The organism is Stenotrophomonas sp. 22692 (genome assembly GCF_052045015.1).
Classification (GTDB): domain Bacteria; phylum Pseudomonadota; class Gammaproteobacteria; order Xanthomonadales; family Xanthomonadaceae; genus Stenotrophomonas; species Stenotrophomonas geniculata.
The window spans coordinates 1-26,331 of the sequence record NZ_JBQEMR010000032.1; the positions used below are offsets into that span (position 1 = coordinate 1).

At 67.3% G+C, this 26,331-nt stretch carries 23 protein-coding genes; 5 read left to right on the forward strand and 18 right to left on the reverse strand.

Going from position 1 to position 26,331, the window contains the following annotated elements:
• Positions 1–266 precede the first annotated feature (266 nt).
• Both ACTJJM_RS16850 and ACTJJM_RS16855 read left to right on the forward strand, forming a co-directional pair.
• Positions 267–1,085, forward strand: coding sequence for a S1/P1 nuclease (locus ACTJJM_RS16850; protein WP_224328483.1), 819 nt, complete (start codon positions 267–269; stop codon positions 1,083–1,085).
• Positions 1,086–1,096: 11 nt separating this feature from the next.
• Positions 1,097–1,897 (forward strand): MBL fold metallo-hydrolase, encoded by an 801-nt coding sequence (locus ACTJJM_RS16855; RefSeq protein WP_049481688.1) that lies wholly within the window; start codon positions 1,097–1,099, stop codon positions 1,895–1,897.
• Between the two features lie 57 nt (positions 1,898–1,954).
• Here ACTJJM_RS16855 and ACTJJM_RS16860 read toward each other — a convergent pair whose 3' ends face one another.
• Genes ACTJJM_RS16860 through ACTJJM_RS16870 form a run of 3 tightly spaced genes read right to left on the reverse strand, consistent with a single transcriptional unit; the run spans position 1,955 to position 4,114 of the window.
• A complete protein-coding gene (locus ACTJJM_RS16860; protein WP_071306368.1) occupies positions 1,955–2,518 on the reverse strand; it encodes a hypothetical protein in 564 nt (187 codons plus the stop codon).
• On the reverse strand, positions 2,515–3,756 hold the full coding sequence (locus ACTJJM_RS16865) for a M56 family metallopeptidase (protein WP_227199723.1): 1,242 nt from the start codon (positions 3,754–3,756) through the stop codon (positions 2,515–2,517). The genes ACTJJM_RS16860 and ACTJJM_RS16865 overlap by 4 nt, the downstream gene beginning before the upstream one ends.
• A complete protein-coding gene (locus ACTJJM_RS16870) occupies positions 3,749–4,114 on the reverse strand; it encodes a BlaI/MecI/CopY family transcriptional regulator (protein WP_010484077.1) in 366 nt (121 codons plus the stop codon). Before ACTJJM_RS16870 ends, ACTJJM_RS16865 begins: the two co-directional genes overlap by 8 nt.
• A 118-nt stretch (positions 4,115–4,232) precedes the next feature.
• Between ACTJJM_RS16870 and ACTJJM_RS16875 the strand changes: the two genes are divergently transcribed.
• Together ACTJJM_RS16875 and ACTJJM_RS16880 are read left to right on the forward strand one after the other, a co-directional pair.
• Complete coding sequence (locus tag ACTJJM_RS16875) at positions 4,233–4,790, forward strand: flavin reductase family protein (protein ID WP_019660006.1); 558 nt, start codon at positions 4,233–4,235, stop codon at positions 4,788–4,790.
• Between the two features lie 34 nt (positions 4,791–4,824).
• Entirely contained in the window at positions 4,825–6,777 is a 1,953-nt protein-coding gene (locus ACTJJM_RS16880) for an acetyl-CoA hydrolase/transferase C-terminal domain-containing protein (RefSeq protein WP_224328490.1), read from the forward strand.
• Positions 6,778–6,863: 86 nt separating this feature from the next.
• Here the strand turns inward: ACTJJM_RS16880 and ACTJJM_RS16885 are convergent, their stop codons facing one another.
• The 15 genes from ACTJJM_RS16885 to ACTJJM_RS16955 all read right to left on the reverse strand — a co-directional run bounded on the left by ACTJJM_RS16885 (position 6,864) and on the right by ACTJJM_RS16955 (position 23,652).
• Positions 6,864–7,169: a HigA family addiction module antitoxin gene (locus ACTJJM_RS16885; protein ID WP_010484074.1), complete on the reverse strand. Its 306-nt coding sequence runs from the start codon at positions 7,167–7,169 to the stop codon at positions 6,864–6,866.
• An 11-nt stretch (positions 7,170–7,180) separates the two neighbouring features.
• Entirely contained in the window at positions 7,181–7,459 is a 279-nt protein-coding gene (locus ACTJJM_RS16890; RefSeq protein ID WP_010484073.1) for a type II toxin-antitoxin system RelE/ParE family toxin, read from the reverse strand.
• A 271-nt stretch (positions 7,460–7,730) separates the two neighbouring features.
• On the reverse strand, positions 7,731–9,728 hold the full coding sequence (gene tkt / locus ACTJJM_RS16895; RefSeq protein WP_010484072.1) for a transketolase: 1,998 nt from the start codon (positions 9,726–9,728) through the stop codon (positions 7,731–7,733).
• Between the two features lie 215 nt (positions 9,729–9,943).
• Entirely contained in the window at positions 9,944–11,263 is a 1,320-nt protein-coding gene (locus tag ACTJJM_RS16900; RefSeq protein WP_043403118.1) for a dicarboxylate/amino acid:cation symporter, read from the reverse strand.
• A gap of 57 nt (positions 11,264–11,320) precedes the next feature.
• Complete coding sequence (locus tag ACTJJM_RS16905) at positions 11,321–13,036, reverse strand: BatD family protein (protein ID WP_224328493.1); 1,716 nt, start codon at positions 13,034–13,036, stop codon at positions 11,321–11,323.
• Complete coding sequence (locus ACTJJM_RS16910; protein WP_053443838.1) at positions 13,033–14,889, reverse strand: tetratricopeptide repeat protein; 1,857 nt, start codon at positions 14,887–14,889, stop codon at positions 13,033–13,035. The genes ACTJJM_RS16905 and ACTJJM_RS16910 overlap by 4 nt, the downstream gene beginning before the upstream one ends.
• Positions 14,886–15,890 carry a vWA domain-containing protein gene (locus ACTJJM_RS16915; protein WP_423159723.1) on the reverse strand — a complete coding sequence of 335 codons (1,005 nt, stop codon included), beginning with the start codon at positions 15,888–15,890 and terminating at the stop codon, positions 14,886–14,888. Before ACTJJM_RS16915 ends, ACTJJM_RS16910 begins: the two co-directional genes overlap by 4 nt.
• Entirely contained in the window at positions 15,887–16,336 is a 450-nt protein-coding gene (locus ACTJJM_RS16920) for a DUF4381 family protein (RefSeq protein ID WP_053443453.1), read from the reverse strand. Before ACTJJM_RS16920 ends, ACTJJM_RS16915 begins: the two co-directional genes overlap by 4 nt.
• On the reverse strand, positions 16,333–17,262 hold the full coding sequence (locus ACTJJM_RS16925) for a DUF58 domain-containing protein (RefSeq protein ID WP_171955068.1): 930 nt from the start codon (positions 17,260–17,262) through the stop codon (positions 16,333–16,335). Before ACTJJM_RS16925 ends, ACTJJM_RS16920 begins: the two co-directional genes overlap by 4 nt.
• Before the next feature lie 8 nt (positions 17,263–17,270).
• On the reverse strand, positions 17,271–18,296 hold the full coding sequence (locus ACTJJM_RS16930) for an AAA family ATPase (protein WP_440865831.1): 1,026 nt from the start codon (positions 18,294–18,296) through the stop codon (positions 17,271–17,273).
• A 226-nt stretch (positions 18,297–18,522) separates the two neighbouring features.
• Entirely contained in the window at positions 18,523–20,496 is a 1,974-nt protein-coding gene (locus ACTJJM_RS16935; RefSeq protein WP_019659995.1) for a type IV pilus secretin PilQ, read from the reverse strand.
• Positions 20,497–20,517: 21 nt separating this feature from the next.
• A complete protein-coding gene (locus ACTJJM_RS16940; protein ID WP_010484064.1) occupies positions 20,518–21,024 on the reverse strand; it encodes a pilus assembly protein PilP in 507 nt (168 codons plus the stop codon).
• Between the two features lie 26 nt (positions 21,025–21,050).
• The gene (locus ACTJJM_RS16945; protein ID WP_049410131.1) at positions 21,051–21,707 is read right to left on the reverse strand and encodes a type 4a pilus biogenesis protein PilO; all 657 of its coding nucleotides are present in this window, start codon (positions 21,705–21,707) and stop codon (positions 21,051–21,053) included.
• A complete protein-coding gene (locus ACTJJM_RS16950) occupies positions 21,704–22,594 on the reverse strand; it encodes a PilN domain-containing protein (RefSeq protein ID WP_010484062.1) in 891 nt (296 codons plus the stop codon). Before ACTJJM_RS16950 ends, ACTJJM_RS16945 begins: the two co-directional genes overlap by 4 nt.
• Positions 22,594–23,652: a pilus assembly protein PilM gene (locus ACTJJM_RS16955; RefSeq protein WP_010484061.1), complete on the reverse strand. Its 1,059-nt coding sequence runs from the start codon at positions 23,650–23,652 to the stop codon at positions 22,594–22,596. The genes ACTJJM_RS16950 and ACTJJM_RS16955 overlap by 1 nt, the downstream gene beginning before the upstream one ends.
• 219 nt (positions 23,653–23,871) lie before the next feature.
• On the opposite strand from ACTJJM_RS16955, the gene ACTJJM_RS16960 reads away from it, so the two are divergent.
• Positions 23,872–26,295 carry a penicillin-binding protein 1A gene (locus ACTJJM_RS16960; RefSeq protein WP_311068698.1) on the forward strand — a complete coding sequence of 808 codons (2,424 nt, stop codon included), beginning with the start codon at positions 23,872–23,874 and terminating at the stop codon, positions 26,293–26,295.
• Positions 26,296–26,331: the final 36 nt, after the last annotated feature.

A 26,331-nucleotide genomic window follows, 5' to 3' on the forward strand; every position in this document is an offset into this window, starting at 1 on the left:
GGTGGCGTTTCGTACGTCTTCAAGTTCAAAAGCGGTGTGTGGAGCGTGGGGGCTTCCCCCCCGCTCCCCCGCCGCACGCAAAACCCTCGCAGCATGTTGCCCCGGTGATTGCCGGGGCTTTTTTGTGCCTGGGACTGAAGCGGTTCCGGAGCTGGGGCAAGGCGGGGAGCGGAGCAGGGACACGCCGTAAACCCATTCCTCTGCGCTCCCACTTCGGAACAGGAACGCGCCGCTCTTCAATCCACCTACCCCGCTAGAATGTGCGCATGAAAGCCCTGCACTCCCTGTTCCTCGCCGCCGCCCTGGCGCCGGCCCTGCTGTCCGTCTCCGCCCCCGCACATGCCTGGGGCGCGCAAGGCCACCGCCTTGTCGCCGAAGTCGCCGACGCCCGCCTCAACCCCACCGCCCGCGCCGAAGTGGACCGCCTGCTGGCCACCGAACCGGACGCCACGCTGGCCAGCATCGCGCCGTGGGCCGACCAGCTGCGCGCCAAGGACCCGGGCCTGGGCCGCCGCTCGGCCGGCTGGCACTACGTCAACATCGCCGAAGACAACTGCCACTACGAAGCACCGAAGCACTGCAAAAACGGCAACTGCATCGTCGAGGCCCTGAAGGCACAGAGCGCCATCCTCGGCGATCGCAGCCTGACCGACGGCGAGCGCCTGCAGGCGCTGAAGTTCGTCGTGCATCTGGTCGGCGACATCCACCAACCGATGCACGCCGGTTACGCCCACGACAAGGGCGGCAACGATTTCCAGCTGCAGTTCGGCAACCGCGGTACCAACCTGCACTCGCTGTGGGACAGTGGCATGCTCAACACCCGCAAGCTGGACGACGCCGGCTACCTGCCGGTGCTGCAGAGCCAGCGCGCACCGAAGCTCGCGCGCCAGTCCCACCCGCAGCGCGACCCGCAGACGTGGGCCGAAGCCAGCTGCCGCATCTCCATGCAAGCTGGCGTTTATCCGGCCACGCGTAAAATCGGTGACGAATACACCGAGCGCTACCGGCCGCTGGCCGAAGCGCAGCTGCGACTGGCCGGTGAGAACCTGGCGCAGTTGCTGAACCGCGTGCTCGGCACGCGCTGAGGAGAGTTTCGATGTCGGTCCAGGTGCAGTCGTTCTTCCACCGTGACAGCAACACCTTCAGCTACCTGGTCAGCGACGTGGCCAGCGGCGAGGCGGCGCTGATCGACCCGGTCCTGGACTACGACCCGGATACCGACGCCAGCAGTGAAGCGCCGTTGCATGCCGCGTTGCAGGCCATCGAACAACAGGGCCTGCAGCTGCGCTGGCTGCTGGAAACCCATGCCCACGCCGACCATGTGTCGGCCGGGCGCCGGCTCAAGCAACGGTTCCCGCAGGCCACGCTGGCCATCGGTGAAGGCATCCGCGCGGTGCAGGCCACGTTCGCACCGCGCTATGGCCTGCAGCTTCCCGCAGCCGATGAGATCTTCGACCACCTGTTCAGCGATGGCGAGACCTTCGCTTTGGGTGACCTGCGCTGCCAGGTGATCGCCGTGCCCGGCCACACCAGCGACAGCATCGCCTATCTGATCGACAATGCGCTGTTTACCGGCGACTCGCTGTTCATGCCCGACGGCGGCACTGCCCGCTGCGATTTCCCGGGCGGCGATGCCGCGCAGTTGTACCGCTCAATCCAGCGCCTGCTGGCCCTGCCCGATGCGACGCGCGTGTTTGTCTGCCACGACTACGGCCCCGGTGGCCGCGGGTTCGCCAACGAAACCACCATCGGCCAACAGCGCGCGCACAACATCCACGTGCACGACGGCGTAGCCGAGGCAGAGTTCGTCAGCGTGCGCCAAGCCCGCGATGCGACGCTGGAAGAACCGAAGCTGATGCAGCCCGCAGTGAAGGCCAACATCCAGGGCGGGGCCTGATCCACGCCGCTGCGCCCGCCGGGCATGGCCCGGCGCTACCCCGGTCATCGCGAGCGATCATTTTCCCTGCGCGCGCACCACGTGCTGGCCCTTCACGATCTCGAAGGTAAAGGCATATTGCAGGGTGACGGCCACCGGTTCGACACGCTCGGCGCCCCGGCAGTCACCGCGATTGGCAGGCACCTTGCCGGCCGCGAAGTGGCAGACCGCTGCGGACGAGTACTTCCACATCGCCACGGCTTCCTGCGCTGCCTGCAGCAGGGGCGCATTCTCGCCCGCAGCACCTGCCGCGCACTCCGGGCGATCGGTCAATGGCAGGCTGCGCTCGACGTCGCCGTTGGCATCAACCACCACCTGCAGGCAGATGGTGGTCGGCGCCAGTTCCGCGCGCGGGTCGCGATCACCGACCTCCGGGTCCGGTGCCGCGTACAGTTGCGGCATCCGGTAGCCCTCGGTCGCACCCAGCGAATACACCTGCAGCTGCCCACTGCCGCCGCCCGCCTGCGGCTGCAGGCGCTGGTGACCGACATTCTCGCTGCGGGTATCGACGGTGGTCAGGCGATCCTGGGTTGCACACCCCACCAGCAGCGCCGCCATCAACAACAGCGGCGCGGACTTCACTTCGCGTCCTCGGTGTCATCCATGGCGTAGGTGATCGGAATGCGTACGGCACCGGCCACCGGCTTGCCGTTCTTCACCGCGGGACGATAGGTCCAGCTGCGCGCGGCGGCGATGGAGACGGCGTCGAACACCCCCGGATTGGTCGCACTGAGTACCCGCACATCGGTCGGATGGCCCTGTGCATCCACTTCGATGCGCAGATTGACCACGCCTACCTGGCGTTGCTCGACGGCGGACTTCGGATAGGACGGCGGCGGCATCTTGTCCACCTGGATCGGCCGGTCCAACCCCGCCTTGGCCGCATCGTCCTGCGCATGTTCGAACGGCTCGACACCGATCCGGGTGCCACCGGCCGCACCGCCCTGGCTGGCCCATGCCACCGCCCCCATGCCCACACACAACCCGACCACCAGCACCTGCCCGGACACCCACGGCAATGCCTTCCGCTTGGACTGCTTCAACATGGCGATACGCTCCTTCAACACGGGTTGGCTGCGCCAATGGCAGACCGCGGGCGCAACCGGGTGGACCAGCTGCGCCTTCAGCAGCGTGCTGGCATAGAGGCCGCGCAGCGCAGGCTGCGGACCGATGGTGCGGGCATCGCAGGCCAGTTCCTGATCGCGCAGGAAGCGGCGTGCCGCCCATGGCAGCAGCGGGTGGAACCAGAACACCGCGCGCGCCAGCAGCAGAGCGCCGTTGGCCCAGTGATCGCCATGGCGGCGATGGCTGCGCTCGTGCTGCAGGATCAGCCCCTGTTCCTGTGCGCTGAACTGCTGGTCGAATGCCGGACCGACCACGATGCGCGGCCGCCACAGGCCAACCAGCGCCGGCAGGCCGGGGTCGCCGCTGGCCTGCCAGCTGCCATCGGCGCGCGGCTTCAGTAGGCCCATCCGCCGTTCGAAACGACGCTGTGCGCGCAGGTCGCGCAGCAGGCACAGGCCCGTGCCCAATGCCCACAGCACCAGCAACAGCCCGGCCCATGGCAACGACGGCCCGTTCAGGGCATCGATGGCACCGGGCATCACTTTCAGCGGCAGCGTGGGCACCTGCTGCAACAACGCAACCTGCGGCAACGGCAGCATCAGTGCCACCAGCAGCATCGGCAGCAGCCACCAACTGCGGTAGGCCAGCCCCACACCGCCCATCCGCACCAGCAGCGGGCGCATTACCGCCAGCAGGACCGCGCCCACCGCCAGCCACAGGCTGGCCTGCCACAATCCGTCGAGCAGCTCAGTCATGGTCCAGCTCCTGGATCAGCTTCTTCAGTTCGGCGATGTCCTGCGCGCTCAACTGGCCGCGCTCGCTGAAGTGCGCGACCAGCGGCGCCACGCGCCCCTCGAAAACACGCCCGATGAAGTCCTGGCTCTGCGCCTCCACCCAGGCCTGGCGCTGCAGCAGCGGCCGGTACAGGTAGCGCCGGCCATCGCGCTCGGCAGCGATCGCGCCCTTGGTCAGCAGGCGGTTGAGCAGGGTCTTGATGGTCGGCTCGGCCCAGTCGCGGTGAGCCAGCGCGGCCACCACGTCATCGGCGCTACGCGGTGCCTGCTGCCACAGCACCTCCATCACAACGGCTTCGGCTTCGCTGATCGGGGTCATGGTTTACATCCGTAATCGACAGCACGATTACGCGCGTAATCGAATCATCTGTCAAGCCCCTCGACTCCGGGTTCATCCCGGCTGCGCCAGCATCGATTCCTCCCGCCCCAGGCCCCGGATGAAAGCGCTGTCCAAGAAGGATTTCCCGGTCGAGCAGGCGCGCCGCTTCCTCGAACCCGGCCCGATCGTGCTGGTCAGTACCGCGTGGCAGGGCCAGCGCAACCTGATGACGATGGGCTGGCACATGGTGATGGGTTTTTCGCCGTCGCTGGTCGCCACCTACCTGTGGAATGAAAACCACAGCCATGCACTGGCCGTCAGTAGTGGCGAGTGCGTGATCAACGTACCCGGCGTGGAGCTGCTCGATACCGTGGTCGACATCGGCAACTGCAGCGGCCGCGAGGTCGACAAGTTCGCGCGTTTCGGGCTGGATGCAGTACCTGCGCGCGAGGTCGGCGCGCCGCTGGTCGGGCAATGCCATTCCTGCTTCGAATGCCGTCTCTACGACGACAGCCAGGTGCAATCGAGCAACCTGTTCATCTGGGAAATCGTGCGCGCCCACGTCGCGCCCCGGCCGAAGCTGCCGCGCACGGTGCATTACCGCGGCGATGGGCAGTTCATGGTGTCCGGCGCGGAAGTCTCGCGTCGACGGCGGTTCAAGCCCGACATGCTGTAATGCCAGCACTCCCCCACACGCAGGACCGCCGCGCATGACCGAACACCTCACCGACCTGGACGCCGCCGTCGACTGGTTGTTTGCGCGCGTGGACGGGCCGCTGCGGATCGGGGCACCGCTGGCACTGGGCAAGCCACACCGGCTGCTCAATGCCCTCTACGCACGCGTCGAGCACGACCCTTCGCGGCCGCTGCAGCTGTATACCGCGCTGTCGCTCAACCCGCCGAAGGCCCGCGGAAACGGCCTGGAAGCGCGCTTCATGGCACCGTTCGCGCAGCGCCATTTCGGCGACGATTTCCCGCGCCTGGCCTATGCCGATGCGATCGCGCGCGACGCGTTGCCGGCACATGTGCAGGTGGAAGAGTTCTACATGCAGTCCGGCGCCCTGCTCGGTTCGCGGCAGGCGCAGTCCAGCTACACCAGCCTGAACTACACCCACGCCGCCGATGCGGTCGCCCAGCGCGCGCCGCAGGTGATCGTGCAGAAGGTGGCGATGCGGCCGGATGACCGCCGGCTGTCGTTGTCGTGCAACAACGACATCACCCAGGACACCCTGGATGCGATGACCGCGCGCGGCCTGCCGCGCCCATTGATGATCGCCGAGATCGATCCGCAGCTGCCCTATCTGGGCGGCTCGGCGACGGTCGATGTGTCGTTCTTCGATCTGGTGATTACCCCGCCACCGCCGTACCCGGCGCTGTTCGGGCTGCCGCGGCAGCCGGTCGGCGATGCCGACTACGCCATCGGTCTGTACGCCAGCACGCTGGTGCGCGACGGCGGCACCCTGCAGATCGGTATCGGCACGCTGGCCGATGCACTCAGCCACGCACTGGTGCTGCGCCATACCGACAACGCCCGCTACCGCCGCGTGCTGCACGCGCTGGATCCGCAGCTGGCCAGCCACCCGCTGGTGCAGGAGATCGGCGGGCTGGATCCGTTCGAAGTGGGCCTGTACGGCTGCAGCGAGATGCTCAACGAGGGCTTCCGCCGGCTGGTGCAGACCGGGGTGATCAAGCGCAAGGTGCACGACGACCTGGCGCTGATGCAGCGCATCGAAAATGGCAGCACGCTGTCCATCGACCACGCCACCCTGGCCGCCGAGGGCGAGTACCTGCACGGCGCGTTCTACCTGGGCTCGCCGGAGTTCTACGAGTGGTTGCGCACGCTGCCGGAAGATGAGTGTCGTGCGATCGGCATGCGCCGCATCAGCGAGATCAACCAGCTGTACGGTGGCAACGAAACGCTGGAACGCCTGCAGCGCCGGCACGCGCGCTTCTTCAATTCCTGCATGATGGCCACCGCGCTGGGCGCGGCGGTATCGGATGCGCTGGACGATGGACGCGTGGTGTCCGGCGTGGGCGGCCAGTACAACTTCGTGGCGATGGCACATGCCCTGCCGGAAGCGCGCAGCGTGCTGATGTTCCGCGCCGCGCGCGATGACAAGGGCCGGCGTGAATCCAACGTGCGCTGGAACTACGGCCACACCACCATCCCGCGCCACCTGCGCGACATCTACCTGAACGAGTACGGCATCGCCGACCTGCGCGGTCTGACCGACGAGGACTGCGTGCATGCGATGACCGCGATCACCGAAGCCCCGTTCCAGGGCGATCTGCTGCAGCAGGCACATGCCGCGCGCAAGCTGCTGGCGACCGCGCAACCGCACCCGGTGCGCCTGCAGCGCAATACGCCGCAGGCATTGGCGGCAGCGCTGGCACCGTTCCGCGCCGATGGCAGCCTGCCGGACTATCCGTTGGGCAGCGACTTCAACGAGATCGAGCAGGTGCTGGTGAAAGCGCTGGGTTGGCTGAAGGCCAACACGCAGACCCGCGGCGACAAGCTGCGTACCGTCTGGGCAGCGTTGCGGCAACCGGCCGGCGACGGCGATGCGGTGTACCTGCAGCGCATGGGCCTGCAGGCTCCGACGGATTTCGCAGAGCGCCTGGACGCGCGACTGCTGCGCCTGGCGCTGGCACGCACTGCCTGAGAAAAGGGGACGGAGGGGATCAAGTCGTTCATGCACAGACGACTTGATCCCCTCCGTCCCCTTCTTTATTCATGCATGGCGCGGATCTACTGTCCGATCCTCACTGCATCCTCAAGATACAGGCGGGCAATGGGCGGATGCTCTCGATGCTCGACCTGCCACAGGTCATAGGCCGCCTGCATCGCCAGCCACATACGAGCACTGCCGAGGCCCGCAAGTTCAAGACGGTACGCGAGTTCAGCAGAGATGCCGGCGTGCCCGTTGATGATGGTCGACAGCTGTCCACGGGAATAACCAAGGTGCTGCGCCAGCGCACTGATGGACATGCTGATCGCCGGCAGGATGTCTTCGCGCAGCGATTCTCCTGGATGCGGCGGATCATGCAACGGCATCGAGCAGACTCCTAGTGGTAATCAAGGTAATCGACCAGTTCGACGTCGAGCCCACGAAAGCGGAACACCAATCGCCAACTCGCCGAGACATTCACAGCCCAGTAGCCGCTATAGCTTCCGTGCAGGGGATGCAGGCGATTTCCGGGCAGCCCCATGTCTCCAGGCAGCCGGGCTTGATCCAACTGCAGAAGCAAACGCCGCAACCGAGCCACATGATCGGCACGGACTCCGGAAATGTCGCCCCGCTCATAGAGCGCCTTCAGGCCCTTATGCCTGAAGCTGACGATCATGCAGTACCAGTGTAAGGCCACACCTTACACTCCGCAAATCCAGTATAGGTTTCTGCGCCGCGCTTGTTGACCATTTTTACTATTGAGGTTGTCTCGGCAGACTCTCCTTTTCGCAAGGAACGCAGGCCAGATGAAGAGGCCAACGCGACAGCGGTGCCGTCGGGCGGAACACGCCGTCCCCTTTTCTCGTCCACGCATGGCGTGGATCTACCCAGGAAAACGAGAAAGGCCGGCTTGCGCCGGCCTTTCCTTCATCACGCTGCGATGCTGCTTACAGCGCCTTGGCGGCTTCCACCACGTGGGCGGTGGTGATGCCGAAGTGCTTGTACAGCTGGTCGGCCGGGGCCGAGGCACCGAAGGTGTCAATGCCGATCACTGCACCGTCCAGGCCGACGAACTGGCGCCAGAAGCCGGTGACGCCGGCTTCCACGGCCACGCGCTTGCGCACGGCGTTCGGCAGCACCGATTCACGGTAGGCCGCATCCTGGCGCAGGAACACGTCGGTGGACGGCATCGAGACCACGCGGGTCTTGAGGCCGGCCGCATCCAGCTGGGCCTTGGCTTCAGTGGCCAGCGAAACTTCCGAACCGGTGGCGATCAGGATCACGTCCGGAGTGCCGGCGGCATCGGCCAGCACGTAGCCACCGCGCTCGATCTGGGCGATCTGCTCGGCGTTGCGCGGCTGGTGCGGCAGGTTCTGGCGGCTGAACACCAGACAGCTCGGGCCGTCCTGGCGGGTGATCGCGGCCTTCCAGCTCACTGCCGACTCGACCGCATCGCACGGGCGCCACACGTCGTTGTTCGGGATGTAGCGCAGCGAGGCCAGGTGCTCCACCGGCTGGTGGGTCGGGCCGTCTTCGCCCAGGCCGATCGAATCGTGGGTGTAGACGTGGATGGCGTGGGCCGGGATCAGCGCGCTCATGCGCACGCCATTGCGGGCGTAATCGCTGAACACCAGGAAGGTGGCGTCGAACGGAATGAAGCCACCGTGCAGGGCCAGGCCATTGGCAATGGCGGTCATGCCGAACTCGCGCACGCCGTAGTACACGTAGTTGGCGTTGGCGTCGTCGCTGGCAACGGACTTGCTGCCCTTCCACAGGGTCAGGTTGGAGTGCGCCAGGTCGGCCGAGCCGCCGACGATTTCCGGCAGCAGCGGGGCATAGGCTTCAATGGCCAGCTGCGAGGCCTTGCGCGAGGCGATCGTCGGGCCTTCAGCCGCCACCTGGGCGATGTAGGCATCGGCCTTGGCAACGAAGTCGGCCGGCAGTTCGCCGTGCGAACGACGGGTCAGTTCGGCGGCCTCGCCCGGGTACTGGCTGGCGTACTTGTCGAACAGCTGTTCCCACTCGGCCTGGCGCAGGGTGCCGGCGCCATTGGCGCGCCAGCCGTCGTAGATCGCCTGCGGGATCTCGAACGGACCGTACTCCCAGCCCAGCTGCTTGCGGGTGGCTTCCAGTTCGTCCTTGCCCAGCGGTGCGCCGTGGCTGGATTCCTTGCCCGCCTTGTTCGGCGAACCAAAACCAATGGTGGTGCGGCAGCAGATCAGGGTCGGCTTGTCGCTCTGCGACAGCGCGGCCTCGATGCCGGCCTTGATGCTTTCCGGGTCGTGGCCATCGACGTCACGGACCACGTTCCAGCCATAGGCTTCGAAACGCTCCGGGGTGTTGTCGGTGAACCAGCCCTCGACGTTGCCGTCGATGGAGATGTGGTTGTTGTCCCAGAAGCAGACCAGCTTGTGCAGGCCCCAGGTACCGGCCAGCGACGCCGCTTCATGCGACACGCCTTCCATCAGGCAGCCATCGCCCATGAACACCCAGGTGCGGTGGTCGACCACTTCCAGCTCCGGGCGGTTGAAGCGCTGTGCCAGCAGCTTCTCGGCCAGGGCGAAGCCCACAGCGTTGGCGAAACCCTGGCCCAGCGGGCCGGTGGTGGTTTCCACGCCCGGGGTCTCATGGCGTTCCGGGTGGCCGGCGGTGTGGCTGCCCAGCTGGCGGAACAGCTTCAGCTGCTCGATCGGCAGGTCGTAACCGCTCAGGTGCAGCAGCGCGTACTGCAGCATCGAACCGTGGCCGTTGGACAGCACGAAACGGTCGCGGTTGAACCAGTGCGGATTGCTCGGGTTGTGGCGGAGGTAGTCGTTCCAGAGGACTTCGGCGATGTCGGCCATGCCCATGGGCATGCCGGGGTGGCCGGACTTTGCGGTTTCAACCGCATCGGCGGCAAGGAAGCGGATGGCGTTGGCCAACTGGCGACGGGTAGGCTGCGTCATGGTTCTGTCGGAATCGGGAGGCGGCCGCGGACGTGCGGGCGGCCTATTGTCCCATAGTCGCCGGGCGGGGGGTCGGTTCACCTTGCCCGGTAGTGCCGGCCGCTGGCCGGCACTTTCATGATCTCCGCCGGATTCCGCATGTGAAAAGGGGTCGGATACCTTTCCCTGCAGCAAGGAATCCGACCCCGATCAGGTCGCCAGCAGTGGCCTTGGACTCAGTCCTGGTGGGGCGTAAGCGCCGGGCCGTCGTGGGACTCGCCCTTGGCCACCAGGGTGGTCAGGGCCAGGTCGCCGGTCACGTTCAGGGCGGTACGGCACATGTCCAGGAAGTGGTTCACGCCCAGGATCAGGCCGATGCCCAGCGGGTTCACGCCCACCATCGCGCAGATCATCGCCACCACTGGCAGCGAGCCCGACGGCACGCCGGCCGTGCCGATGCCACCGAGGATGCAGACCGCCATCACCATGATCTGCTGGCCGATGCTCAGGTCCACGCCAAAGAACTGGGCCAGGAAGATCACCGTCACGCCCTCGAACAGCGCAGTGCCGTTCTGGTTGGCGGTGGCGCCCACGGTCAGCACGAAGCGCGACACGCGCTGCGGCAGACCCATCTGGTCGGCCACGCGCAGCGCGGTCGGCAGGGTGGCGTTGCTGGAGGCGGTGGAGAACGCCATCACCGTCGCTTCCTGGGTATCGCGGAAGAACGACAGCGGCGAGCGGCCGGACAGCCACACGGCGGTGCCGTAGGTCACGATCATGTGCAGGCCCAGCGCCAGCACCACCACGCCCACGTAGGCGCCCAGGCGGATGATCAGCTCGAAGCCGAACAGCGCGGCCAGGTTGAACATGAAGCAGGCCACCGCATACGGGGCCAGGCGGATGACCAGGTTGATCAGGGTCATCGAGATTTCGAACACGCCTTCGATGGCGCGACGCAGCGGGGCGACCTTCTCGTTGTCGGTCAGCACCATGCCGATGCCGAACATCAGCGCGAAGAACATCAGCGACAGGATCGCGCCGTTGTCAGACGCCGCCTGCAGCACGTTGCTCGGCACGATCGACAGCAGCATGTCCATGCCCTTCGGCGTGCCGTGGATGCCAGCGACGATTTCCTTGCTGCGCTCGGCGTTCTCCGAAAGCATCATCGCGGCGACCTGCGGATCGACGCCCGCGCCCGGCTTGAGCAGGTTGACCAGCACCAGGCCGATGCCCACGGCAATGCCGGACAGCAGCACGGTATACGCCAGGGTCTTCCAGCCGATGCGGCCGAGGGCGCGGATGTCGCCCATCTCCGACACGCCCATGATCAGCGCCGAGAAGATCAGCGGCACGATCAGCATGAAGATCAGGTTGAGGAACAGGCCCGACGCCGGGGTGGTGATGTAGTCCATTACCCACTTGGCACCGGCCTGCAGACCATCGACGCTGCCACCCAGGGCGTGCACGATCAGTCCCAGGATCAGGCCGATCGCAAAGCCGATGCCCATCTTCCAATGCAGGGGCAACTTCTTCTTGTCGGCAGCAGCTGCTGTCATGCGCGGGTTTCCTCGAAAAATGAATGCACTCTAACAAAGCGCGCAAGCGGCGCCGGTTCAGGTTCGCCGCGGCGGATACAGCGGCGCCAGGCCAGTGTCAGCGGTGATCGCCGCCGCCGACCAGTGCGGTCCGTCACGGAAGACCCCGCGCAGGCGCGTGCGCAGCGGCGCCAGATCACCTTGCCCGCCCCAGCGCGCCTGTTGCAGGTCCTGCAGCACCTGGCGCTGGGCCGGGTCATCCAACCGCGCGATGACCTGCTCGATGCGTTCAACGCCGGCCATCGCGCACAGCTGAGCTTCTACCTGATCGAAGCCTTCACCATCCAGCGCGCGGCGCAGTTCGGCCAGGCCGGCACGTCCAGTCGCCACAGCCGGCACAGCCCCCCTGCCCGCCTCAGGCGACGCCACGCGCGGGCGACGGCCACGCTGCCAGCCCCACAACAGGGTCAGCAGCCACAGCAGCGCCAGGCCGATGGCGGCGCTCATCCATGGCCACGGACGCTCGGCCAGGCCGCTGGCGCGCGGATCGGTGGCCGCGATACGACTGTCCTGGCCATCGCCCCCCGGCAGCGCAGCATCGGTGTCGATCGGCGGCAGCGGCGCAGGTGAAGCACTGCCACCGCCATTACCGGCTGCGACGGCGAGTGTCAGGTCCGGCAGCTTCGCTTCCTGTGGCTTGCCGTTGCGCACGTCCCACCACGGCAGGCGCGGCCCCGGCACCACCAGCGAACCCGGCTGGCGCGGCACGATCGAGTAACGGCGGGTGATCTTCAGCCGCGGCGTGCTGCCGTTGAAGGTCTCTTCGTACTGCGCCGGTTCGGCGAACACCTGCGCGGCGCTGCCAACGTCGGGCACCGGCAGGTCGGTGAACTGCGCGCGGGTGGCACCGTCGGCAATCGCCTCGACCACCACGTTGGCCGCCTCACCGGTACGTGCGCTGGTCGGTGCACTGGTGTAGCGCAGCTGCAGGCCCTGCAGCGGCAGCCACGGCTGCGGCGCCTGTGCCGGCTGTGCCTGTACCTGCAACGTGCGGTCGGCGCCGGTGGCATTCATCCGCCCGTCGCCGCCGCCAAAGAAGTCGTCGAAGAAGCCACCGGCACTGCGCCCACTGAAACGCGCACCGGCCAGCCGAAGTGCACCGCTGCGCTCGGGGATCAGCAGGAAGCGCCGCTCGACCACGTTGTAGCGGCGGCCATTGACCTGCCGCACATCGGTGCGGTCATCGCCCACCCGCTGCAACGACGCACCGGCGGGGGTATCCAGCACCAGTTCGCCGGAGGCCAGCTGCGAAGCGAAATACAACCGCACCACCACGCCTACGCTCTGCTGCACATACGGCGTCTGGTCATCGACAACGGTTTCGATGAAGGCCACTGCGTTGCTGTCGGGGCCGGCCACGGCAGCGGCATCCACCTGCAGGGTCAACGGCGCAGTACGTACGCTGCCCACCTGCAGGCCCGGCACCACCAGTGCACCGCTACGCCGCGGCGTGAGTGCCACGCCATACAGATTGCGCTGCTGCATGCTGCCATTGCTCCACTCCACCTGACGGCTGCTGGTCTGGCCGCTGAGATCGAAGTCGGTACGCAACGGCGTGAAGTCTGGCGCGCCCTGATCGCTCTCGACATTGAGAGTGACCGTGTCGCCCATCGCGATGCGGTCGCGGTCCAGCCACGCGCGCGGCTGCGCCCACGCCAGCAGCGGCAGCCACAGCAGCAGTGCTGCCAGTACCTGCAGTGGCCAGCGCCCGTGCATGTTGATCGCCCGCGTCATCGCCCTTCCCTCTTCCTGCGTTCGTTTTCCAGCTGGAACTTGGCCCGCAGCAATGCGCCCGGATCATCCGGCACGCGCCGCATCCACGCCTCCACCGCCTGTTGCTCCTCGCGTTGGCGCGGGGTGGTGCCGTCGCTGCCTGGCACGGGCTTGCCATCCTGTTCGCCCTTGCCCTCACGTGCCTGCTGCATTGCCTGCTGCATGCGCTGGCGCTGCTGCTCATCCGCCTGCGCCTGCGCCTTGGCATCCTCCACCTGTGGTGGCGCCTGCTGTCCATCGCGGCCACGCTCGCCGGGCTGCGGGCTCGACGGGTTCTTGTCGTCACCGGGCCTGGGCTGCCCCTGCTGGCCCGGTTGCGGCTGGCCCTGGCCGGGATTCTGCTGGCCCTGCTGCGGCTGCTGGCCCTGCTGCGGCTGCTGGCCCTGGGGATTCTGCTGCCCCTGGCCGTTCTGCGGTGGCTTCTGCTGCCCGTTCTGCGGTGGTTTCTGCTGATCCTGGCCTTTGCCACCCGACTGCTTGCGCTTGCGCGCGGCATCGACCACGGCACGGTTGGCGACCGCGTCGGCCATGCCAGGATGCAGTGCCAGCGCGCGGTCGTAGGCGGCAATGGCTTCGTCGTAGTTGCCCTGGCGGGCCAGTGCATTGGCCAGGTTGTACCAGCCCGCATCGCTGTCGATGCCCTCGAACTGCTTGCGGGCACTGGCGAAATCGCCATTGCGGTACGCCTGCGCACCTTCGGCCAGACGCTGGTGCTGCACCTGGTCGGCGCGCTTCCACAGTGTGCCCTTCACCGGCGGTGAAGCCGGCACGGCGGATGCCTGCGCCTGCACATCACTCATCCACGGCAGCAGGCCCACCGCCAGCACCGCCGCCAGCAGCGCGCGGCGGCGGAAGGCCAGCAGCGCCAGCAGCATCACCGGTGGCAGCAGCCAGAACCCTTCATCACGCCATTGCTTGCCCTCCCCGGGCCGCTGCGCCGCAGTACCTTCGCGTGCATCCAGTACACCCAGTGCGCGCAGATCACTGTCATCGGCGGCGATGCGGGCATAGCGGCCACCACCGGCCGTAGCCACCGCACGCAGGCTGCCTTCATCCAGCGTGGCCTGGCGGATCTGCCCACTGCCATCCCGGTACGCCGCACCGGCAGCTGTGCCCAGGCCCAGTACCGACACCTGCAGGCCGAGGCTGCGCGCCTGCGCGGCGGCCAGTGCCGCTTCATCATCCGCCTGATCGCTCACCAGCAGGATCTGCCCCCGCAATGCCCCGATCTGGCGCATCAACCGCGTCGCCCAGTCGATACCGCGGTCGGCACGCTGGCCGTCGCGTGGCATCACATCCGGCGACAACGCGTCCAGATACAGCGCAACGTTGCTGCCGTCGTCGGTCAGCGGCGCCACGGTGTAGGCATCCTCGGCGTAGACCACCAGGCCCACCTGTCCGCCCTGGCGGGCACGCAGCAGCTCACCCACTTTCGCCCGGGCCTGCAGCAGGCGCGACGGCGGCAGGTCGGTGGCATTGATCCGGCTGGACAGATCCAGCACGACCAGCAGCGGTGCGCTGGCCTGGAACATCGGCTGTGCCTGCTGGCGCCAGCTCGGCCCGGCCATGGCCAGCGAGGCCAGCGTCCAGCCCAGCAGCACGGCCCAGGGCAGGCGTGCACGGCGGCGCGTGCCCGCAGCCAGCAGGTGTGGCAACAGGTGGGCATCGACTGCTGTTCGCCACACATCGCTGCGCCGCTGCCGGTACAACGCCAGCGCGAGGATCAGCGGCAATGCCAGCAAGGCCCACAGCCATTCCGGGCGCAGGAAGTGCAGCGCATTCCAGTCGGGAAGATGGGATGCCAACGCGATCATCGGCGGCGCTCCGGCCACACCCATGCCAACGCACCCAGCAACAACGCCAGGCCCAACGGCCAGGCATAGCGCTCCTCGCGCGGTCGCAGGCTTGGCCCCTTCGCCGCGATCGGCTCCAGCCGGTCCAGTTCGGCGTAGATGCCGGCCAGCTGCGCGGTATCGCGGGCGCGGAAGAACTGGCCACCGGTCATGCTGGCAATCTTTTTCAACGTGGCCTCGTCGACCGGATCCTGGTCGGCGGAAATGGGAATGCCGAACAGGCGCATGCTGCCATCGCCACCAAACGCGACGGTGTGGATGCGTACACCTTCGGCGCGGGCCACTTCCGCCGCACGCAGCGGCTCCAGCACCCCGGCGTTGCTGACGCCGTCGGTCAGCAGGATCAGCACGCGCTGCCCCTCCGGTTGGCTGCGCAGGCGTTTCACTGCCAGGCCGATGGCATCACCGATGGCCGTCTCGCGCCCGGCCAGGCCGACCACGCTGTCGCGCAGCTGGTCGCGCACGCTGGCCAGATCGGCAGTAAGCGGCGTAAGCGTGTAGGCGCGGTCGCCGAAGATCAGCAGGCCGATGCGATCACCGGCACGACGATCAAGGAAATCGGCGAGCACGGCCTTGGCCGCGGTCAGGCGATCCACCGTCTGCCCGCCCAGCACCATGTCGCCCTCGCCCATGCTGCCGGACACGTCCATTGCCAGCATCATCTGCCGGCCCTGCTGCGGCGGGGTGATGGCCTCGCCCAACTGCTGCGGGCGCGTGAGTGCGATGCACAGCGCGCACCAGCCCAGCCACAACAGCAGCGTGCGCAGCCACGACACATCGACGCGGCCGCCACCGGCCAGCGCTTCCAGTTCCGTCGCTGCATAGGGCACGCGCAGCGCAGCGCCGGGGTCGGCACGACGCTTCCACCAGCGCATCAGCAACGGCAACGGCAGCGCCAGCAGGGCCAGCGGCCACGCCAGCTGCAGGTCCGGCCATGGCCAGTAACTTGCCAGCAGGTTCATCGGCGGCGCTCCAGCAGCATGGCCAGGTAGCGCTCGCGCGCCCAGCTGCGCAGCGCCGCCACATCGTTGGCGTCCACCCGCGGGCGATAGGCACCTTCGGCCAGCAGACTGCGACGTGCCGCGGGCAGCGTGCCTTCCGGATCCACGCGCTGCCACCAGGCGTCATCGCGCAGGGATTCACTGCCGGGCTGTGCCTGGCGTGCAGCGCGACGCAGCAGCCCTGCGATCGCCGCCAGTTCGGCAGCCGCATCGGCGGTGGTTGCCAGCTCCAGATCAAACAGCTGCAACCAGCGCTGGCGGCGTCGGCGGCGCTGCCACCACAGGAAGGCCATCGCCACCAGCAACAGCAGCACCACGCCGCCGATCATCAGATAGCCCGGTGCCGGTGGCCACCACGATGGGGCCGGCGGCAGCTGCACATCGCGCAGCGGCAGGTTCGCGCTCATGCCGGCACCTCGGTGGGTGATGGTGCCAGCCAGGCATCGCTGGGCGCATCGGTGGAGAGCACCTGCACATCGACGCGGCGCGCTCCCAGCTGGCGCCGCAGTTCCTGCAGCGGTTCGACGAAGTGGGCCTGCCAATGGGCATGCACCTCGCTGCGCCGCAGGTCGAGACCGATGCGCTGCTGCGCGGTCTGGAACTGCAGTGCGGCCGACGGTGGCTGCAGCTCCAGTGGATCGACCAGCAGCACCAGGCTGAGGTCGTGATGCTGGGCCAGCGCGCTCCAGCGCGCGGGCGGAATGCGGATGGCCTGCTGCGGATCGGCCAGCACCAGCACACGTGCACCGGGGCGCAGGACGCGACCGGCATGGTCCAGCGCGCGTTCCAGGCCAAGGTCATCGGCCGGGGGCTGCGCATACCAGCGGGTGAGTGCATCGAGCACGCGCAGCACGCCGCGCGGGCCTCCTGCCGGTGCGATCGGTGGTTCACGGTCGCTGCCACGCAGGGCGCCGATGCGATCGCCACGACGTTGCGCCGACCACGCGGCGACGGCGCCTGCACGTGCGGCCTGCACCGATTTGAAGCGCACGCGGGTGCCGAAGTACAGGGCCGGCGAGGTATCGGCCACGATCAGGCTGACCCGCTCGCGTTCGGCCTGGAACAGCTTGGTGTGGGCACGACCGGTCCGTGCGGTCACCCGCCAGTCGATATGCCGCGCATCATCACCGGCTACGTACTCGCGTGACTCGGCATATTCCATGCCACGCCCGCGCAGCGGTGACGGCGCCTGCCCGGCGTTGCCGGCACGGCCACGGCGTGGCGGCGGCGGACGCTGTGCAAGGCGGCGCAGGGCCACCAGTTCGGACAGCTGCGGGCGCAGCCCGTCACCGTCGCTGACGGAGGAGGCGTGGTGCAGGGATGGATCGGTCATGCGCAGGCTCAGGGTGCCGGCACCCGGGCCAGCAGCTCCTGCACCAGGCGTTCGCCATCCCAGCCTTCGGCAGTGGCTTCGTAGCTGGGCAGCACGCGATGGCGCAGCACGTCGGCAGCGACCGCACGCACATCATCAGGGGTGACGAAATCGCGGCCGGCCAGCCAGGCGCGCGCACGCGCGCAGCGTTCCAGTGCGATGGAACCGCGCGGGCTGGCGCCCCAGGCAATGCGGCGGCCCAGGCCAGCGTCATAGCGCGCCGGATCACGCGAAGCCAGCACCAGCTCGATCAGGTAGCGTTCCAGCGCCGACGCCATGTGCAGGTCCAGCACTTCGCGGCGGGCATCAAACACATCCCGCATCGGCAGCTTTTCCGGCGCCGGTGCGGCTTCGCCCAGCGCGCCACGGGCGCGCTCGCGGGCCAGGCGCAGGATCTCCGATTCGGCAGCCTGGTCCGGGTAGCCGATGCGCACATGCATCAGGAAGCGGTCCAGCTGTGCTTCCGGCAGCGGGAAGGTGCCTTCCTGTTCGATCGGGTTCTGCGTGGCCATCACCAGGAACAGCGGCGGCAGCGCGTAGGTGTGGCGGCCAACGGTAACCTGGCGCTCGCCCATCGCTTCCAGCAGTGCGGACTGCACCTTGGCTGGCGCGCGGTTGATTTCATCGGCCAGCAGGATCGGGTGGAAGATCGGTCCGGGTACGAATTCGAAGCGACCTTCCTGCGGACGCCATATCTCGGTGCCGGTCAGGTCGGCCGGCAGCAGGTCCGGGGTGAACTGCACGCGGGCGAAGTCAGCTTCCAGGCGCGAGGCCAGCGCGCGGATCGCCGTGGTCTTGGCCAGGCCCGGAGCGCCTTCCACCAGCAGGTGGCCATCGGCCAGCAGCGCGATCAGCAGGCGTTCGACCAGTGCCGCCTGGCCGACGATCTCGGCCGACAGGGCATCGCGCAGCTGGGTGAAGGCGCCATGCAGGCGGGAGGTGGCCGGCGCGGGCGGCGGCGAGACGGTTTCGGGCATCGGCGGTGGCAGGTTCATGGGGGCCTTTGACCGGCGCGGGACGGCACGGATTCCCGACATCATCGCAGGGTGCCCTGCGATTGGCATCAAGAACGGCTGAACGGCCCATCCACGCATGGCGTGGATCTACTGGGCCATCCACGCATGGCGTGGATCTACTGGACATGGGCGGCGTGGATCTACGGGTGGAAACGAAGAAGGGCCGCGCATGGCGGCCCTTCTTCGTTTCGCGGGTGGCGCGGGCTCAGTTCTGCTTGGCCACGCGCAACACCTTCGGCGTCACGAACACCAGCAGCTCGGCCTTGTCCTTGTTGCGGCCGCGCTTCTTGAACAGGTTGCCCAGGAACGGCACGTCGCCCAGGAACGGCACCTTGCTGATGCTGCTGCGGTCGGTGAACTCGTACACACCACCGATGACCACGGTCTGCCCATCCTCGACCAGCACCGCGGTGTTGACCTCGCGGCGGTTGATCGACGGCACCGTGCCGTAGCCCTGCAGTTCGATCAGGCGGTCGACTTCATCCTTCTTCACCTGCATGTTGAGGAACACGCGGTTGTCGTTGGTGATGGTCGGGGTCACCCGCAGTTCCAGCACCACTTCCTTGAACTGCACGTTCGGGGTGGAGCCGGCACCACCGGCAGCACCGGTGCCGCTGATGGTGACGTAGCCGATTTCCTTGCCTTGCTTGATCATGGCCTCGCGCTGGTTGGTGGTGACCACGCGCGGGTTGGAGATCACCTCACCTCGCGACTCTTCCTGCATGGCCGACAGCTCCACGTCCAGCAGGTAGCCTGCGTTGAGGATCGACAGCGCCAGCGAGCCAGGGTTGTTGGCTGCGGCCACCGGCAGGTTCCAGTTCAGGCCGCGCTTGATGGTCGGGCCGCTGGGAATAGGCGCCGGGCCGACGCTGCCGCCGGCCTGCCACTCGCGAATCGCCTTGGCGTTGGCCTGCGCTGTATCGACCTGCGACTTGCGGGTTTCGGCATTGGCATCCAGGCTGCCGCTGAAGTACACGTTGTCGCGGCTGCCGCTGATGCCGAACTTCGCACCCAGCTCGCGGGCGAAGGTATCGGTAGCGATGACGATACGGCTTTCGATCAGCACCTGGTCAACCGGACGGTCGATCACACCGATCAGCTCACGCATGCGCGCGATCTTCTTCGGGATGTCGCTGATCATCAGCGTGTTGGTGCGCTCGTCGGCCACGATACGGCCGCGCGAGGACAGGAAACCACTGTCTTCCTGCGACGAACCGCCACCACCGCCATTGCCGCCGCCACTGCCGCCGCCGATGCCCTTGGCCTCGGTCAGCGCTTTGAAGATCTGCGTGGCACTGTGGTAGTTGATCTGGACGTAATCGGTGACCAGGTCTTCGCGGTTCTCGATGGCGATGCGCGCGTCTTCCTTCTCCTGCTCGAACTTGGCCAGCTCAGCCTGCGGAGCGACCCAGATCACGCTGCCATCGCGACGCTTGTCCAGGCCCTTGGCGCGCAGCACGATGTCCAGCGCCTGATCCCACGGCACGTTGACCAGGCGCAGGGTCACATTGCCCTGTACCGAATCGGACGCCACCACGTTGAGATTGGATTCTTCGGCGATCAACTGCAGCACGGTGCGCACCGGCACGTCCTGGAAGTTGAAGGTCACCGGCTTGCCGGTGAAGCCACGCTGCCCCACCGCCTTGGCAGCCTGGGTGACGCTGCCGGCGGTGACCGCGCCCACCGCGGCGGGCGCCTGCCGCGGGCTGATCTCCACCACGTACTCGTTGCCGCTCTGGTAGGCCAGCGACTCCACCGCGCCACCGGTACTGAGCACCAGCTGGGTACCGGCACCGGACGGCTTGGCGTCGATGCGCTGCACCGGCGTGGCGAAGTCGGTGACGTTCATCGGCTTCTGCAGGTTGGCCGGCAGCCGGGCGTTACCGACATCGACCACCACGCTGTTGCCCTGCGTCCGCAGGTCCGGGACTGCGCCCTGGCCGTCGAACTGGACGATCAGGCGCCCGGCGCCATCATCGCCGCGCTTGAAATCGATCTTGGCCACCGACAGGCCCGCCGGCGCTGCCGCCGGTGCCACGGTGGCGCCCACCGGCTTCTCGGCCGGTGCGGCGGCCAGCGCCGGAGCGCAGGCCAGCATCAGCGCGACTCCCAACGCGCTGACACGGTTCAAGGTAGAGCGCCGGATGGGACGCAGCCCCTTGGCTTGGTGAAAGGTCATCGTGCTATCCCCAGTAAACGATCATTGATCTTCAAGCGAGAGCGTTGCCGGCCGTTCCAGCCAGCCGCCCGCGCCATCCGGCACCAGTTCGATCAGCTCCACGTGGTCCTCGAAGACCGCCGTGACCCGCCCGTCGCTCTGCCCAAGGTACCCACCCGGGCGTACCCGGTAGGTCACCTTGTCCGGCCCCATCACCAGCGCCACGGTAGCGGCGCCGGTGCCGATGGTACCGACCATGTCCAGTGCATCCAGCGGGAAGCCTTCCAGCGGCTCCTTGCGCCGGTTCGGATCCGGACGCAATCCGCCATTCCCCTGCTGCGGATTGGTCCAGGCATCGGTGAACGGGTCGCGCAGACCCTGTGCGGAGTATTCGAAGGTCTCGAACTGCTGCATCACCGGCAGCGGCTCCAGCGGCTGCGCCGGTCGGGCACGCTCGCCTTCCACCCACTTTTCAAGATTCGGCGCATCACCCGGCGTGCTGGTCACATCGCGGCCGCACGCAGCCAGCATCAGCACGACGGCAGCCATCCCACAACGCGCAAAGAGGGAACGGATCACTTCTTCTCCTCCTTGCCGGCGTCAGCCGCCTGCTGTGCCTGCACCTCGGTCTCGTCCAGATAGCGATAGGTCTTGACCGTGCCGGACAGCTCCAGCGCACCGCTGCGGGCGTTGCCGCTGGCCTTGTCCTTGGGCTTGAGGTTGATGTCGTGCATGGTCAGGATGACCACGCGCGGCAGCGACGCCACGCCACTGACGAAAGCACCGAACTGGTGGTAACTGCCCACCATGCGCAGCTTGATCGGCTTTTCGGCGTAGAACTCCTTGACCTGCTCCTGCTCCGGCTCGAACAGCTCGTTGGTCAGGCCGCTGGACAGCGCCGTCTGCGAGATGTCGATGATCAGGTCCGGCATTTCGGTCTTGCTGGGCAACTGCCGCAGCATCTGCTGCAGCACCTGTTCCATCTGTGCCAGCTGCTGCTTCAGCGGCGCCAGGTTCACCGCGCGCTCCTGCTGCTTGGTGAACTCGGCACGCAGGTCGACTTCCTTCGATTCCAGGCCGGCCAGTTCCTCGCGCTTGCCACTGATCAGCAGCATCCACGCAACGAACATGATCACCAGCGCCAACAGCGAGCAGAAGACGATCTTGGCCTTCTGCGGCCAGTTGCCGATGTCGTTGAAATCCAGGTTCTTCAGATCGATTTTCTGGCTCATGCGCGATCCCCCTGCAGCGGGGCGTTGAAGGCCTGCGGCGGCTGCGCCAGGCGGCTGCCCTCGGGCTTCGGCGCAGGCTTGGCAGCCGGGGCTGCCGGCTGGTTCGGCGCGGCCGGGGTGGCAGCAGGTGCGTTGACCGGCGCGGCGGCGGGGGCGGGTGCAGCCGGAGCAGCAGCGGGCTGGCCTGCGGCCGGTGCAGCAGGCGCCGCTGCATCCGGGCCGGCGGCAAGCGGGGCCACTGCGGGCGGAGCCGGCGTTGCCACCGAACCATCGGCGTTGAGGCCTGGCGTACCGGCCACTTCCTCACTCTGTGCCGGCAGCTTCACCTTGACCACGAACACATAGGGCAGCGCCTTGATGTCGGCCAGCGGGCCAACCTTGCCGTCCTTGTCCTTCTCGGGATCACGCGCTTCGATGATCGACAGTTCCGGGTTGGTCATCCAACCGGAGGTCTCCAGGTTGCGCATGTACGCCGAAACACGGGCGTTGGACTGGGTGCGGCCTTCCAGGGTCAGCACGTCGCCTTCCTGCTTCAGCGCGGTCAGCACCAGGCCATCGGGAATCGTGCGCACCAGCGCATCGAACAGGTGCACCATCTGCGAGCGCTTGGCCTGCAGTTCCTCAATGACCTTCTTGCGGGCCAGCAGGCGTTCCTTCTGCGCGTCGAGGCGGTCGATCTCCTTGTTCTGTTCCTTGACCTTTTCGATCTCGGCTTCCAGATAGGCGTTGCGGTCCATCTGGCCGCTCACCTGGCGGTCGTAGTAGAACCAGATCACCAGCGACAGCAGCAGGCCACCGACAGCGGCCATGCCCAGCATTGCGTAGAACTCGCGCTGGCGTTGCTTGCGCCGCTCGGCGCGCCAGGGCAATAGATTGATGCGTGCCATCAGTCAAAGCTCCTCAGCGCCAGACCGGTGGCGATCATCAGCGCGGGGGCATCCTGGGCCAGCGCATGGGCGTTCACCTTCGGGCCCAGGGTCATCTGCGCCAGCGGGTTGGCGACCACGGTCGGCACGCCCAGCTGTTCCTCGACCATTTCCGGCAGGCCGCCGAGCACGGCGCAGCCGCCGGCCAGCACGATGTGGTCAACGCGGTTGAACTCGCTGCCTGCATAGAAGAACTGCAGCAGGCGGCTGATCTGCTGGACCGTGGCTTCCTTGAACGGCTCCAGCACTTCCATCTCGTAGCTTTCCGGCAACCCGCCCTGGCGCTTGGCCAGGCCGGCTTCCTCGTAGCTCAGGCCGTAACGGCGCATGATCTCGTCGGTCAGCTGCTTGCCACCGAACACCTGTTCGCGGCTGTAGAGGCTGCGGCCACCGCGCAGGACGTTGAGGGTGGTCATGGTGGCGCCGATGTCGACCAGCGCGACCACGCCCTCGATGGACACCGGCAACTCGCTGGCCACCAGGGCATAGGCGTTCTCGACCGCGAAGGCCTCCACGTCCATCACCTTGGCCTGCAGGCCACCCAGTTCCAGGGCCGACTGGCGCAGTTCCACGTTCTCCGAACGCGACGCGGCCAGCAGCACCTGGACCATCTCCGGGTTGTTCGGGATCGCCCCGATCACCTCGAAGTCCAGGTTCACTTCCTCGATCGGGTACGGAATGTAGTTGACCGCTTCCAGCTCGATCTGGGCTTCCATGTCGTTTTCGTCGAGCTCGGCCGGCATCGGGATCACCTTGGTGATCACCGCCGAACCGGCGACGGCGGCAGCGGCCAGCTTGGCCTTGCTCCCCGAGCGGTTCATCGCACGGCGGATGGCCTCACCCACGGCCTCCACTTCCACGATGTTCTTCTCCACCACCGCGTTCGGCGGAAGAGGTTCCACGGCGTAATGTTCCACACGAAAACGGTTGCCACTGCGGGACAGCTGCAAAAGCTTTACCGCAGTCGAACTGATGTCGACGCCTACAAGCGGCGACTGACTTTTTGGGATGAGCCCCACGGTTTCTCCCCTGCCGACGGGCACTTGGACGCAAGACCTGCGCCCGAGCATTAATAACGTATTCTTAGCAAATGGCAACGGCCCTGCTGTGAAGTCCCTCACGGATTCACCATGCAGCCCCTGACTGTTCCCCTTGCGCTCCCCGGCGACGACCCCAGCCGCCACCTTGCGTAATCTATACTCTGCGACCACGAAATTCGCAATCGGAATCTGAACCCGATGACTCGACTCCGCCGCTGGCTGCGCTGGATCTTCCTGATTGTCCTGGTCCTGGCGCTGATCGGCGCGGCCGCCGTAGGCGGTCTGTACTACGCCGTGTCCTCCAAGCTTCCCGACGTGCAGACCCTGCGCGACGTGGAAATGCAGGAGCCGATGTACGTCTACGCTGCCGACGGCAAGCTGATGGCGGTGTTCGGCGAGACCCGGCGTACCCCGATCACCATGAAGGACGTGCCCGAGCGCCTGAAGCAGGCCTTCCTGGCCACCGAGGACGCCCGCTTCTACGAGCACGGCGGCGTGGACTACATGGGCATCGGCCGTGCGGTGTGGCTGCTGGCCACCACCAACGACAAGCGCGTGCCGGGTGGCTCCACCATCACCCAGCAGGTGGCCCGCCAGTTCTTCCTCAGCTCCGAGTACAGCTACACCCGCAAGCTGGCCGAGATCCTGCTGGCGCGGAAGATCGAGTCCGAGCTGAGCAAGGACGAGATCTTCGAGCTGTACCTGAACAAGAGTTTCTTCGGCAACCGCGCCTACGGCGTGGCCGCTGCCGCCGAGTTCTATTACGGCAAGAAACTGAACGAGCTGGACCTGGACGAGATGGCCTCGCTGGCCGGCATCCCCAAGTTCCCGTCCTCGGGCAACCCGATCTCCAACCCGGAGCGCGCCCGCCAGCGTCGTGACAACTATGTGCTGCAGCGCATGGCCGACCTGAAGTTCGTCAGCCAGGCCGAGGCCGACGCGGCCAAGGCCGTGCCGATGCACGCCACCGCGCATGAGCCGCCGGTGCAGGTCGATGCCCCGTACGTGGCCGAGCTGGTGCGCCAGGAAATGATCGCCCGCTTCGGCGGTGACGTGGTCAACAAGGGCTACCACGTCACTACCACGATCGATTCGACCCTGCAGACCGCCGCCAACCAGTCGGTGCGCGACGGCCTGCTGCTGTACGACCACCGCCACGGCTGGCACGGCGTGGAGAAGCAGGTGCAGGTGGGTGCCGGCGAAGACGCCGCCGCCCTGGCCGAGCACCTGCGTGGCCTGTACGGCCAGGCCGGCCTGCTGCCGGCCATCGTTGCCAGCACCGGTGCCGATGGCAGCGCCACCGTGGTGCTGGCCAACCGCAGCGAGATCGTGCTGCCGGCCGGTGCCGCCAAGTGGACCAACAAGACCCCGGGCAAGCTGGTGCAGCGCGGTGACATCGTGCGCGTGCGTGCCGGTGCCAAGGAAGGTGAGTGGCTGCTGGATCAGCTCCCGCGCGGCCAGTCCGCGCTGGTCTCGCTGGATGCCCACAGCGGCGCGCTGAAGGCGCTGGTTGGCGGTTTCAGCTTCTCCGGCAACAAGTTCAACCGTGCCACCCAGGCCCGCCGCCAGCCAGGTTCGAGCTTCAAGCCCTTCATCTACGCCGCGGCCTTCGACAAGGGCTACAACCCGGCCTCGATCGTGCTCGACGCCCCGGTCGTGTTCCGCGACCGCCGCGGCAAGACCTGGGCCCCGCAGAACGACGGCGGCGGTTTCCGCGGCCCGATGCGCCTGCGCGAAGCGCTGGTGCAGTCGCGCAACCTGGTCTCGGTGCGCCTGCTGGACGGCATGGGCGTGGACTACGCGCGCAAGTACATCAGCGAGTTCGGCTTCGCCGAATCCGAGCTGCCGCCGAACCTGTCGATGTCGCTGGGTACTGCTTCGCTCACCCCGCTGTCGGTGGCCCGTGGCTACGCCGTGTTCGCCAACGGCGGCTCGCGCGTGGACACCTGGCTGATCGACCAGGTCAACGACCGCGACGGCAACCTGGTATTCAAGGAAAACCCGGCGCTGGCCTGCCGCGAGTGCGCCGGCAGCAGCGACCAGCCGGTGAACCAGGTGGTGGACGGCTTCAACTTCGGCGCCCCGGCCCCGAAGGTGGACCCGGCCGCTGCGGCCAAGGCCGAAGCCAAGGCCGAGACCCCGGCCGCGCCGGTCAACCCCGATGCCCGCACCGCCCCGCGCGCGATCGACGCCCGCACCGCCTACCAGCTGGTGTCGATGATGCGCGACGTGGTCCAGCGCGGTACCGGCGCCCAGGCCAAGGTGCTCGGCCGCGAGGACGTGGGCGGCAAGACCGGCTCCACCAACGACCACCGCGATGCCTGGTTCTCCGGCTTCGGCGGCCCGTACGTGACTACCGTGTGGGTGGGCCGCGACGACTTCCGCTCGCTGGGCTACCGCGAATACGGTGGCAAGGCCGCCCTGCCGATCTGGATCGACTACATGCGCACCGCGCTGAAGGACACCCCGATTGCGCAGAACGAGCCGCCCAGCGGCATGGTCCAGGCCACCCTCAACGGCGCGACCGAGTGGGTGAAGGTGGAAGACATGGACCGCCTGACCGACTACGACCTGAACCTCAATACGCCGCAGGCCGACGCCGCCGCGTTCGATATCTTCTGAGGAAGGATTCGGTGGGTGCCAACCGTTGGTTGGCAC